Raw genomic sequence first — 12,710 nt, 5'->3', positions numbered from 1 at the left:
TCATCCTGCTTCCGGTACGGGCGACGCGTCCAAGACCTTCTGCTATAACCGATGGTTATGGACGTGCACCTGCGGGACCTGCGTTATTTCGTCGCGACGGCCGAGGAGCTGAACGTGACCAGGGCGGCCGAGCGGCTGTTCGTCTCCCAGCCCGCACTGTCCAAGCAGCTCAGGGCGCTGGAACGGCAGCTCGGCTTCGACCTGTTCGAGCGGGTGCCCTCCGGTGTGGTCCTCACCAGGCAGGGCGAGGCGCTGCTGCCGACCGCGCGCGAGCTGCTCGACCGGTGGAACGCCGGGCTGGAGACCGCGCGGGCCGCGGCGCCCACGGGCACCCTGGTCATCGGCATGCAGACGGCGGTCGGGCGGGGGATCCAGCAGGAGGCGATGCGCCTGTTCCGCGCGGCGATGCCCGGCTGGGAGGTGTCGCTGCGGCTGGTCGGCTGGGACGATCCCAGTGGCGGCCTCACCGACGGCGGTTCTGACGTGGCCTTCATCTGGCTGCCTGTGCCCGAGGGGCTGAACACGCATGTTCTCGCCACTGAGGGCAGAGGCGTGGCCATGCCGGACGATCACCCCCTCGCCGGGCTGGCGGAGATCCCGTTCGCGGCCCTGCGCGACGAGCCGTTCATCGCGCTGCCCACCTCGGCGGGGCCGCTGCGCGACTACTGGCTCGCCCGCGAGTTCCGGGACGACGAGCCGGTCATCGGGGTCACGGCCAACACGCCTGAAGAGGTGTTCGAGGCCGTGACCAGCGGTCTGGGCGTCGTCCTGGTGGCCGAGGGCAACGCCGCGCTGTACAAACGGCCCGGCCTGGTCTACCGCCCGGTGACCGGGCTCCCGCCGGGCGAGCTGGCCATCGCCTGGCGTTCCGGCGATAAAAGGCCAGAAGTCAGGGCATTCATCGACGCACTCCGAGAAAGCGCCACTAAGGTCTGACCGACACGGATCTCGCGAAAGGGCGACCCATGAGCACCGATTACACGATCACCTTCGACCTGATCGACGCTGACAAGGACGGCCGGATCTCCGCCGTAGAGCTGGTGAAGCTGATGGAGGTGCTGGGTCAGCCGATCACACTGGAGGCGGCACAGGCCGGGGTGCAGCGGCTCGACAAGGACGGGGACGGCCTGATCGACGTGGAGGAGTTCGGCGCCTTCGTACAGAAGTAAAACAAGCACTTGCTACACAAACCTCTGCCGCGCGGGTAACAATGGCGACAGGAGGGACGATGGCCAGCAAGAGTGACACCAGCGACACCCGGATCTCCGCGGACATCGTGAAGACGCTCAGGGCCGGAATCGGCCGGATCTCCGCCGAGGTGATCGGGGAGATCCAGGCCCGCATCCCCGAGTACGCCCGCCCATCCGACGAGGTCTACATCAAGGTCGTCAGGATGACCGTCGAGCAGGCCATCGACGGCTTCCTCGACCACATCCAGGACCCCGCCGCCCCCTGGGACCCCGAGCCGTTCCGCATGATCGGCAAGGGCGAGGCGGCGGAGGGCCGCAACCTGGAGCCGCTGCAGGCCGCGATGCGGCTGGGCGCCCGGGTCGGCTGGCGGCGGCTGACCGAGATCGCCGACCCGCTCGGGCTCTCCCCACAGTCCCTGTACGACCTGGGCGAGGCCATCTTCATCTACCTCGACCAACTCGCCGACGCCGCGGCCGAGGGCTTCGACGAAGCTCGGGCACACGCGGCGGGCGAGATCGAGCGGCGCCGCAACCGGCTGCTCGACCTGCTGCTGAGCCGGCCGCCCGCCGGTTCTGAGGCCATCTCCGACCTGGCCAAGGCCGCCGGGTGGCGGCTGCCGAAGACCGTGGCCTGCGTCGCGCTCGACGACCAGCACGGCACCTGCCGCTCCCCCGCGCTGCCGCCCGACGTGCTGATCGGCCTGGAACGAACCACGCCATGCCTGCTCGTACCCGACCCGAACGGCCCCGGCCAGGCCCGCATGCTGGAGACCGCGCTCCGCGGCTACCTGGGCGCGATCGGGCCCGCCGTGCCCCTGCCCGCCGCCGCGTCGTCGCTGCGGTGGGCGGCCGAGGCGCTGGAGCTGTCCGGGCGCGGCGTGCTGCCGCGCGGTCTGCTGCGCTGCACGGACCATATGGCGACGCTGGTCGTGTTCAAGGACGAGGAGCTGGTCGAGGCGCTGGCGGAGGTACGGCTGGCGCCGCTGGCCCACCTGCGGCCCACCCAGCAGGACCGGCTGGCAGAGACGCTGCTGGCCTGGCTGCGGTACGGCCGGGGAGCCGGGGAGGTGGCGGCTCGGCTGCATGTGCATCCGCAGACGGTTCGGTATCGGCTGCGGCAGTTGGAGGAGCTTTACGGGGACCAGCTCGCCGATCCGGACATCCGCTTCGAGCTGGAGATCGTGCTGCGTGCCCGCCGGGCGGCCGCCCTGGCCGCCCGCCCGCTGTGAGTCTCTAGGAACGGAACAGTCTGAGGCGGTCCTCGCCGATGCGGTCGCGGTGGGCGGGGTCCTCGATGCCGAGGTCCGGGCCGGGGGCCAGGGTCAGCACGCCGACCTTCCCGACATGCTGGTTGAGCTGGACGGCCCGCGCGGCGTCCGCCGCCTCGGCCAGCGGGTAGACGCGGGAGAGCGTGGGGTGGATCATGCCGAGTGAGATGAGGCGGTTGACCTCGTGGCATTCCTGGTAGTTCGCGCCGTGGGAGCCGATGATCTGCTTGAGCCGCATCCACAGGTGCCGGTTGTCGTAGGCGTGGTCGTACCCGCTGGACGACCCACACGTGACCACCTTCCCGCCCTTTTTCGCGACATATACCGAAGCGCCGAAAGTGTCCCTTCCGGTGTGCTCGAACACGATGGCCGGGTCCTCGCCCACCTGGCGCCGGATCTCCGCCCCCAGCCCGCGCCACCCCTTCTCATCGGTCAGGTCGTCGAAGCGTGAGCGGTCGACGACGTGCTCGCAGCCCATCCGGCGCAGCAGCGCGGCCTTCTCCGGGGAGCTCACCACGCCGACGGGGATGCCGCCACCGTTCCTGACGAGCTGCACGCCGTACGCGCCGAGCCCGCCCGACGCCCCCCACAGCAGCACCACGTCGCCCTGCTTCATCCGGGCGCCGCGCTCGCCGACCAGCATCCGGTACGCGGTCGACGCGCACAGCATGTTGCACGCCGCCTCCTCCCAGCTCAGCTGCCGCGGCTTGGGCAGCAACTGCGTCGCCTTGACCACCGCGAACTCCGCCAGCCCCCCGAAGTTCGTCTCGAACCCCCACGCGCGCAGGTCCGCGGCCAGCATCCCGTCGTGCTGCACGATCGGGTCCTGGCCGTCGAGGTAGGCGGGGCTGGTGACCACCCGGTCCCCGGCCCGCCAGTGCCGTACGGCCTGACCCGTCCTGACCACCACCCCGGCCGCGTCGGAGCCGAGCACGTGGGTGGGCAGGTCGTGGCGCGGGTCGGTGCGCCCGAACCGTTCCAGGAACGCGAACGTCGGGATCGGCTCGAACATGGCCGACCAGATCGTGTTGAAGTTGATCGCACTGGCCATGACCGCGACAAGCACCTCGTCGGGCGCCAGCTCCGGCATCGGCACCTCCCCCACGTGCAGCGACTTCCGTACGTCCTTGTCGCTCATGTCGCCGAACATGCCGACCTCGTCCTTGCGCAGGTACAAGGCCCGGTAGCGGGTCGGCACCTCCAGGCTCGCCAGCTCGGCGGGCCCCGCGCCCGCCACCACGGCCTCTGCCAGCGTCATGCGAGCCTCCTCTTCAGGTCGTCGGCGATGCCTTCGACGTGGGGTGGGTCGAGCAGGTTGAGGTGATGCGAGCCGGCGATCTCGACGATCTCCAGGCGCGGGCTGTGGGGGCGGAAGCCGCGCGCCGGATCGTCCTGGTGCGCGTACCGCACGTCCTCGACCGTCCAGGGGGTCGGCTCCGTGGAACGGTAGAGAACCACTTCGCCCTGGTACGGCCCGGCTTCGTACCGGTCGAGGGCCCGGGTGTCCTCGTGCGAGGTGATCTGGTGGCGCAGGATGGCCGGGCTGAGCAGGTCCAGCACGCCGGACTCCGCGATCCGCTCCTCGGCCAGCGTGAGCTGCGCGCGCTCGTCGAGCTGCCGGAGCTCGTGCTTGTCCAGGCGGACCTGAACGCCGTAGGTGTTATGCAGATATGTCGCGAAATCGGCGTACCGCTGGGCCTGGATCTCCCGCCGCCGCTCCTCCGGCACCCTCGTCGGCAGGCCCGCGTCGATCATCGCGACCAGCTCGGCGTCGTCGTCCAGCCGTCTGGCGATCTCGAAGGCCAGAGTCCCGCCGAACGACCATCCGCCCAGCCGGTAAGGCCCGGGACAGGTCCGCTTGACGGCCTCGGCGTAGCGGGCGGCCCGCTCGGGGATGCCCAGCTCAGCCGCGTCGTCCAGCCGTTCCAGGCCGATGACCGGGAGGTCCAGGCGGGCGGCCAGCAGGGCGTACACGCCTGTGGTGCCACCGGCGGGGTGCGCCAGGAACAGCGGCCGGCCGCCGGTCCGTGTGGTGAGGGGTCTGACGACGGCGAGCCCGGCCTCGGCGACCTCGCCCTGGCGTACGGCATCGGCGATCTCGGCCACCCGGACCCCAGAGCCTGTCTCGACCGGTCTGCCGAGTTCGTGGCTGAGGAGGTCGAGGGCGGTCGCCAGCACGTCCGGCGCGATCGTCTCGGTGACCGAGGGCACGCGTCCGAGCAGGCCGGTCAGCACCCTGACCACCTGCCGCTCCGCCGCATCCCTCGGGCCCACCATCGCGCTCGCCGGTTCAGGCTGTGTGATGCCTAGGACGGTGCGGGCCAGGTCGCCCAGCGTCCCGCCGTTGAGCAGCGGCGCCGTCGGGATCGTGACACCGAAGTCGTACTCGATCGTGCCACGCAGCCGAGTGGCGGCCAGCGAGTCGAGCCCCAGCCCGGTGAGCACGGCTCCCTCGTCGAGCCGCTCCGGCTCCACCCCGAGCACGGCCGCGACCCGCTCCCTGACCTGCCGCACGACCTCCTCGGGCCCCCGCTCGGCGAGATCGCGCGCCGCTTCCGGGGCGACCTCCGAGAAGTACGGAAGGCGACCGATCCCCGGGAACACCGACAAAGCCGCGGCCGGAGCGACCCTGACCACCCCAGCGCACCGGTCACGCTGGATCAACGCCTCCAACGCCTCGACACCCTCCTCAACGGTCAACGGCTCGACCCCGGGCATCGCGGCCGCCCCGGCCCACGTACCCCAGCCGATGGCGACGGCGGGCAGCCCCCGCGCACGACGCGACTGGCAGAGGGCGTCCAGCCAGGCGTTGGCGGTGGCGTAAGCGGCCTGGCCAGGGGACCCGAGCAGTGCGGCGGCCGAGGAGAAGGCCACCCACCAGTCGAGGTCCAGGTATTCGGTGGCCTGGTGAAGGCGGAGCGCGCCGTCCACCTTGGCGGCCCAGACCCGTTGGAGGCTGCCCAGGTCGAGATCGGCTGTCAGCCGGTCGTCCAGGACGCCGGCGGCGTGTACGACTCCGCGTAGCCGTACCCCTCCGTCGGTCGCAGCCGCCACGAGCTGCTCGGCCGTACCCTGAGCGGCCAGATCGCCCACCACCACCTCGGCGACGCCCACGAGATCACTCGGCACGGGAGCGGCGGAGCGGCCGTTCAGCACGATGCGGGTGGCACCGCGACCGGCCAGCCAGCGCGCGACGACCAGCCCGAGCCTTCCGTTCCCACCGGTGATCACATAACCACCGGGCCCGGCGACCGGGGGATGCGACCCGGGCGTCAGGGGAACGCGGCGCAGCCGGGCCGCATAGCGCGTGCCATCGCGCCAGGCCACTTCGTCTTCCCCGCTGTCAGCGGCGAGTTCCTGTGCCAGCGCGTTGAGGTCGTCGACATCCACCAGCCTGACGCGCACTTCTGGGCGCTCGAACGCCAGCACCCTGACCAGCCCGCTCACCGAGGCGGGACCGGGATCGGCCGCTTCTCCGTCCCGTACGGTCTGAGCGCGTTCGGTGACGATCGTGAGCTCTGTCCCCTGGTCGGCGAGGTGGGCCAGTTTCAGGATCATCCGCTGAGCCGCCCGAGGATCGAGCAGCCGTGGCACCCGTACGACGGCACCCGACCCGCCACCCGTCGGAGTCGCCGGCAAGGGGGCGGGGACCCAGACGCGTTCGACGAGCTTGTCGTCGAGGGGCACCGGGATGCTCGACGCCGGGATCTCCCGGGTACCGACCCCGTGGAGCGTGCCGTCCGCGGCCACCCGCTGTACCCTCTCCAGGGCCTCAGTCGGCCGTGCCGTCTGTGTGAGACAGGCCGAGCCGTAGACCGTCCAGGAGCCCGCGGCGTTCTTGGCCGCCAGCTCTATCCGGGTGCCCGTCAACGTGACCGTCACCCGCGCGGGCAGGGGCAGCAACGCGTGCAGGGCCACCTCGTACACCTCCGCCGATCCGTACACCTCCGTGGCGGCCGCGTGCGCGAGCCGGGCCACGACGCTGAGCGGGAGCACGGGGTGGCCGTGGCGATGCCAGCCGGACGACTCCAGCCGCCAGGGCGCGTCGGCGAGGTCGTCGAGCGTGGTGCTCCACGAGTGTCCGGCGGGGGACTCGACGTGCGCGCCGAGCAGGCGGTGTCCCGGTGGGCGGCGGTACGGGGTGACCCAGTGGCGCGTGTGCCGCCACGGCGCTCCCGGTACGTCCACCACCCGGCCCCGCGTCCTGGGCGTGATGGCGGTGGCCACGGTGGCGAGCTGGGTGTGGAAGGCGTGGTCGTGACGGCGTTCGAGGGAGTGGGTGATCAGCGTGGTGGCCGGGAGCGTGTCCTGGAGCGCCTGGCTCAGCAAGGGGTGCGGGCTCACCTCGGTGAAGACGGTCAAGCCGTCCTCCGCGGCGGCCCGTACGGCCTGGAGCAGCCGCACCGGGCGGCGCACACCCGCGGCCCAGTACGCGGCCTCGAACGTGGGGGTCTCGCGGGGGTCGTCGAAGACCGTGGAGTAGTACGACAGGCGCGGCCTGGCCGGGGCGATGGCGGCGAGCTCGGCCCGGATCTTCGGCAGCAAGGGGGCGACCTGGGGTGAATGACCGGCGCCTTCGGTGGTGAGCGTCCTGGCGAACAGACCTCTGGCCTCGACCTCCGCCACGAACCGGGCGATCCGCTCGGGGTCACCGGTGACGACGGTCTGGCTGGGCGCGGCATGAACCGCCACATGCAGGTCACCGGGCACCTCCCCGGCGCCCACCCCGACCACGGCCATGGCCCCGGTTCCGCTGCCGACGGTGCCGAGGAGGCGGGCGCGGCGGCAGATCACCCGTACCGCGTCGGGCAGGTCGAGGCCGCCCGCCACCACCGCGGCCGCTACCTCGCCCATCGAGTGGCCGATCACCGCAGCGGGCTCGATGCCGTACGCCTGCCACAGGCGGGCCAAGGCCACCTGGACGGCGAAGATCATGGGCTGAACCGTGGTGACGCCCTGGGCCTGAAGATCGATGCCGGCCTCGGCATGGAGAAGGGGGGCGAGTTCGTCGATCGCCTGTCTGTAGGGCGGTTCCGTTTCGTAGAGGTGGTGGCCCATCCCCTGCCACTGCGAGCCGTAGCCGCTGAAGACCCACACCGGCCCGACCGGAGCCAGGGGGACGGGTCGGGGGGTGACGGCGGCGAGTCGTTCTCTCAGCTCGGGTATGTCGGCGGCCAGCACTGCTGTGGCGCTGCGAGCAGGACCGGCCCGCCTGGCCAGGGTGTGGGCCACGTCGCGGAGGTCGGCCGTGGGCTGCCAGGCGGCCAGGGTCTCCGCGTGCTGCCTGACGCGATCGGGGGTGGCACCGGTCAGGACGAAGACGTGCTTGGCGGGGACGGGCCGGGCGATTGCCGCCTCCTGCGCCCGGTACGCCGCCAGGGCGACGTGCGCGTTGGTGCCGCCGAAGCCGAACGACGACACCCCCGCTCGCGCGTCCGGCCGGGGCCAAGGCGTGGGCGAGGTGACGACCCGCAGCGTCTCCCAGGGGATGTGCGGGTTCGGCTGCCGGAAGTGCAGGCTGGGCGGGATCACGCCGTGCCACAGCGCCAGGACCGTTTTGATGAGCCCCGCAACCCCGGCAGCCGCCTCCAGATGGCCGAGGTTCGTCTTGGCCGAGCCGAGCAGCACCGGCCCGGGGAACGCCGCGGCGATGGCCCGCGCCTCGATGGGGTCGCCGAGGAACGTGCCCGTTCCGTGCGCCTCCACGTAGTCGGGCCCCCGGTCCAGCCCCTCGTACACCTCGCGCAACAGGGCCTCCTGCGCCTCGGGGTTCGGGGCGACGAGGCCGTTCGAGCGGCCGTCCTGGTTGACGCCGGTCTCCGTGATCACCGCGAGCACCCGGTCGCCGTCCCGCTCGGCGTCCGCCAGGCGTTTGAGTACGACGACGCCGCAGCCCTCCGCCCGCACCATGCCGTCGGCCGACGCGTCGAACGCCTTGCACCGCCCGTCCGCCGCCGTGCCGCCGCCCTGGTCGAACGCCACCGTGACCAGGGGTGACAGCAGCAGGTTCACGCCGGCGGCCAGGGCCAGGTCGCACTCCCCCGATCTCAGGGCGCCTACCGCGAGGTGGGTGGCGACGAGCGAGGACGAGCAGGCCGTGTCCACCGCCATCGAGGGGCCGCGCAGGTCGAGCAGGTATGACAGGCGGTTCGCGGCGATGCTGGGCGCCGCGCCGGTGGCCGTCCACGCACCGACGCCGGACAGGTCCGCGCTGGTCAGATAGGCGTACTCGGTGCTGGAGATGCCGACGAACGCCCCGGTACGGCTGCCGCCCAGCGACCTCGGGGCGATGCCGCCGTGCTCCAGCGCCTCCCAAGCCGTCTCCAGGAGCAACCGCTGCTGCGGATCCATGAGCGCCGCCTCGCCCGGCGCGATCCCGAAGAACTCCGCGTCGAACCCCGCCACATCCGCCAGGAACCCGCCATGCCTGGTCGTCCTGGCCAGCACCTCCTCCGTGCGCGTCGACCCGTCGTCGAACGCCTCCCACCTGCCGGCGGGTACCTCACCGACCGCGTCCCGCCCTTCGAGCAGCAGGTCCCAGTACGCCCCTGGGCCGTGCGCGCCCGGCAACCGGCACCCCACCCCGACCACCGCCACCGGCTCCCCGAGCACACCGGGGGCTCCCGGCTCGCTTTCCCGCGATGGCTCGCTTTCCCTCGGCGGCTCGCTTTCCCGCGGCGGCGCGGCGAGTGCGCGGGCCAGGCGGTTGATCGTCGGGTGCTCCCAGGCGAGGGTCGGGCTCAGCTCCCTGCCGAGCAGTTCGGACAGCTCGCCCGCGATCGCCACCGCGTCACGCGACGACAGGCCGTACTCCTCCAGCGGACGTTCCGGATCGACCCGCTCGGCTCCGCGTGACGCGATCCGCTCGGTGAGGAAGCGGCGGATGTCGGCTTCACCCAGTACGTTCACGAGGGCTCCCATGCTGCCGGGTGGTCGGCCAACATACCCGCGCCCTCCGGCGCTGGGGCAGCCCCGTACCGAACATTCTTCGGGTTCGATTTATCACGCCGGTGACAACCCCCCGGTTTTGTCCGGCAGAGCGCAACCAACGACGATATTTCGTTGCATTGGGTCATAGCTGGGCCGGTGCCGTGGCCCCTAGCCTCGCCACGGTCTCACTTGCGGAGAGGAGCCCTCATGCGATCCCACGGCCTGCTGGCACTGGCGACGACGGTGCTCCTCGTCGGGTCGAGCGCCACTCCCGCGCTCGCCGATCCAGGCTGGTCGATCGTGCCCGACGGCAAGACGGCCACGCAGCCGCCGACCACCGACGCCCATCGCGCCGGTTCGGATGGTCGGCGGCCAGCGGCGGACCCCGGGACCGCGAACTATGTGCCCGGCCAGAAGGCCCTCCCCGGCAGCGCCCGCGTCGTGCGGGAGCGGTGGCTGAGCCCCCGCATGCTCGACCTTCTGATCTCCTCACCGTCGATCGGCCAGATGACCCCGGTCCGCCTGCTGCTCCCCAAGGGCTGGTCCAAGAACGCGAACCGAACCTGGCCCGTCCTGTACCTCCTGCACGGCGGCGCCGACAACTACACGTCCTGGACCCGCATGACGGACATCGCCGCCTTCACCGAGAACCTGGACGCCATGGTCGTCATGCCGGAAGCAGGCCGAGCCGGCAACTACTCAGACTGGTACAACAACGGCAAGGGCGGCACACCAGCGTGGGCCACGTTCCACACGTACGAGGTGCGGCGGCTGCTGGAGATCGGCTACCGCGCGGGCACCCGCCGAGCCGTCGCCGGGCTGTCGATGGGCGCGTACGGGGCGATCAAGTACGCGGCCCGCTATCCGGGAATGTTCCGCTTCGCCGGTGCGTACAGCGGCATCATGGCCACCCGGCTCCCCGGCATCCCCGCGATCATCATGAACGCCCAGGCCAGCGAGAAGCAGGACCCCAAGGCCCTCTGGGGCGACCCCCTCCGCGACAGCAGGGTCTGGGCGGCCAACGACCCCGTGGCCCTGGCGCCGGGCCTCAAGGGCGTCTCCATCTACATCTCGAGCGGCACGAACAGCTTCATGGGCCCCCTGGACCCGCCCGGCTCCCCCTGGCACCCGGCCCACCTCGGCGAACCCATCTCCGCCTACACGGCCAAGGCCCTAAGCAAGCGGCTGAACAGCCTGGGCATCCAGCACACCCTGAACCTGTACGGCAACGGCACCCACACCTGGCCGTACTGGATCAGGGAGTTCAAGAACTCCTACCCCATGATCCTGGCCGCGCTGGGCCTGCCGGGCGGCGGCTCGCCCAAGGTGGACAACCGGCATGACTGGGAGTTGGCGTCCCGGCCGTAAACCGCAGCTTTCCGGGCGCCCTCAAACCGACAAACCGCTGGTTTTCCCCGGTTTTCGCGCCCGAAAACCTAACCACTGCGGCGAATGTGGCGTTCTAAGATCTCAGGGTGGCGCATACTGGAGTAGATGAAGCCGCCCAGCGCCGCGACCCGGCGCCACCTGCCCACCAGCCCCTTCAAACCCCCGCCCCCGGCCCCGCCGGTCGAGGTCTTCACCTTGGACGACCAGGTGTCCCACGACCGCTATGGTCTCGGTCGGGTCATCGGCGTCGAGGACGAAGCCGTGCTCATCGACTTCGGTTCACGCCAGGAACGGATCACCACCCCATACGCCAAGCTGATCAAGCTCTAAGACCAGCCTGGCAATACAGAAACCCGCAGGCAGCGTTCGCCAGAGGGCGCTGTCGGTCTGTCTTGACGCGTGTTATCGGGCCCGGCCCATGAAAGCATGGTCATCGCCTTCAGGCGCTCAGCGTCGTTTGGAGCTCAGGCGGTGATAGTGGGGGCAAGTCCCCACACTTCCGGCGAGATGGCCGTCCGGCCTCTCGCGCTCCCCGGGCCCAAGCCGTCTGGCCAGTTCGTGCTACCGGAAATCGCCACCGCGAACAACGACAGAAGCGCGCCTCCGGCTGAGCCGAAGACGCGCCTTTTCTTGTGTCGGTACGTCAGGCGGTGTGCAGGTACACCTGGCCGAACACCTCGGACAGCTTCTTGAGGTCCGTAGCCGTGTCGACTTCCGGCGCCGACGGGTCGTAGATCGTGGCCAGCCGGGGACGGATCGAGGTCAGCTTCTTCAGCTGCTCCCAGGTGGCGTTCTCCGCCCACTTCTCCCCGTACAGCCTGCTGACCTGCCCCTGGTCGTTCTGCCAGCGGGACCAGAGGTTGACCGTCTCGGCGGCGTCGGCCTGGAGCGGGGCGGCGATGCGGTCGGTGATCGACTTGGTCGCCTGCTCGGTGGTGAGCTGCGGCGAGCCCACGGTGGCGAAGCCCGCGTCTTCCGCGGCGATCTGACCGTAGGCGTCCCACGCGCGCGCCCGGACCTGGATCCACTGGTTGCGCTGGGCCTCGGTGGCGTCGATCTTCCAGGTGGCGTACTCCGTCGCCAGGTGACCGCTGTCCAGGGCGAGCTGGTCGACCAGGCCCTTGGTGAGCCAGGCGCCGATCCGCTCGGGGTCGAGCAGCGGGTACTTCTTGGTCATCTCGGCCTTGCACGCGTCGTTGGCGCCACAGCCGAGCAGCGGCACCACCGTGTGCACGGCCAGCTTCTTGCCCGGCGCGAGGTTGTGGAGCGTGGTCGTGGCCTCGGTGACGAACTTGTCGATCTCGTCAGCCGTCTCGAACGTCTTGTTGAACCCGAGCTGCGAGCTGAACCTGATCCCCACGGCCCCCTGCTGCGCCGCGACCGCGGCGACCTTCTTGGCCGCCTCGGCGAGCTTGCCCGCCTTCCAGTCGTCGGCCAGCTCGGCGTCGATCCAGACGCGCATCCCGGCCGCGGCGGCGGCCTTGACGGCCTGGCCACCCGCGGTCTTCTCGGCGGCCTGGATCTCGGCCGCCGACAGGCCCTCGGGGTTGACGAAGCACTCTTCACCGGACTGGCACTCGGGCGAGCCACCGTCCTCGGCGCCCTCGACGTCGGGCGAGTCGACGTCGTGCAGCTGGCCGTCGCCCTCGGAGTCGTTGGCGCACTCGTTGCCGGCTTCGGTGCAGTCGACGGTGATCGGGTCCATCGGGCCGGCTTCTTGCAGGTGCTCGCCGTCGTTCGCGAGCCAGAAGTTGGCGATGTCGAGCGCCTCTTCCGGCGTGGCCATCCAGCGGCAGACGACGTACGCCGGCGTGTCACCGGACATCAGGTCGTTACAGCTACGCGGATCGTCCTCCGACCAGGCTGGAACACCTATGCCTAACAGTGAGAGTGCCAATCCGATGACGAAAATCTTCCTCAGTCGCATGGCGCC

At 70.9% G+C, this 12,710-nt stretch carries 8 protein-coding genes; 5 read left to right on the top strand and 3 right to left on the bottom strand.

Going from position 1 to position 12,710, the window contains the following annotated elements:
- Positions 1–51 precede the first annotated feature (51 nt).
- From KME78_RS06220 to KME78_RS06210, 3 genes are read left to right on the top strand one after another with little or no spacing between them, the layout of a single operon-like run.
- The gene (locus tag KME78_RS06220; RefSeq protein WP_219527804.1) at positions 52–936 is read left to right on the top strand and encodes a LysR family transcriptional regulator; all 885 of its coding nucleotides are present in this window, start codon (positions 52–54) and stop codon (positions 934–936) included.
- A gap of 29 nt (positions 937–965) precedes the next feature.
- Entirely contained in the window at positions 966–1,169 is a 204-nt protein-coding gene (locus KME78_RS06215) for an EF-hand domain-containing protein (RefSeq protein ID WP_219527803.1), read from the top strand.
- A 59-nt stretch (positions 1,170–1,228) separates the two neighbouring features.
- Positions 1,229–2,419, top strand: coding sequence for a PucR family transcriptional regulator (locus KME78_RS06210; protein WP_246650548.1), 1,191 nt, complete (start codon positions 1,229–1,231; stop codon positions 2,417–2,419).
- 4 nt (positions 2,420–2,423) lie between these two features.
- Here the strand turns inward: KME78_RS06210 and ccrA are convergent, their stop codons facing one another.
- Together ccrA and KME78_RS06200 are read right to left on the bottom strand one after the other, a co-directional pair.
- Positions 2,424–3,716, bottom strand: a complete 1,293-nt coding sequence (ccrA, locus tag KME78_RS06205; RefSeq protein ID WP_219527802.1) for a crotonyl-CoA carboxylase/reductase — start codon at positions 3,714–3,716, stop codon at positions 2,424–2,426.
- Positions 3,713–9,367 carry a type I polyketide synthase gene (locus KME78_RS06200; protein ID WP_219527801.1) on the bottom strand — a complete coding sequence of 1,885 codons (5,655 nt, stop codon included), beginning with the start codon at positions 9,365–9,367 and terminating at the stop codon, positions 3,713–3,715. The genes ccrA and KME78_RS06200 overlap by 4 nt, the downstream gene beginning before the upstream one ends.
- A gap of 228 nt (positions 9,368–9,595) precedes the next feature.
- Here KME78_RS06200 and KME78_RS06195 point away from each other — a divergent pair, with 228 nt between their 5' ends.
- Both KME78_RS06195 and KME78_RS06190 read left to right on the top strand, forming a co-directional pair.
- Positions 9,596–10,756, top strand: a complete 1,161-nt coding sequence (locus KME78_RS06195; RefSeq protein WP_219527800.1) for an alpha/beta hydrolase — start codon at positions 9,596–9,598, stop codon at positions 10,754–10,756.
- Between the two features lie 126 nt (positions 10,757–10,882).
- Complete coding sequence (locus KME78_RS06190) at positions 10,883–11,107, top strand: hypothetical protein (protein ID WP_219527799.1); 225 nt, start codon at positions 10,883–10,885, stop codon at positions 11,105–11,107.
- A 313-nt stretch (positions 11,108–11,420) separates the two neighbouring features.
- Here KME78_RS06190 and KME78_RS06185 read toward each other — a convergent pair whose 3' ends face one another.
- A complete protein-coding gene (locus tag KME78_RS06185; protein WP_219527798.1) occupies positions 11,421–12,602 on the bottom strand; it encodes a hypothetical protein in 1,182 nt (393 codons plus the stop codon).
- Positions 12,603–12,710: the final 108 nt, after the last annotated feature.

The sequence above is a fragment of the Nonomuraea guangzhouensis genome, assembly GCF_019396345.1.
Taxonomy (GTDB): Bacteria; Actinomycetota; Actinomycetes; order Streptosporangiales; family Streptosporangiaceae; genus Nonomuraea; species Nonomuraea guangzhouensis.
Note: the sequence above shows the minus strand (reverse complement) of the source record. Positions and strands in the feature narration are given on the sequence as shown.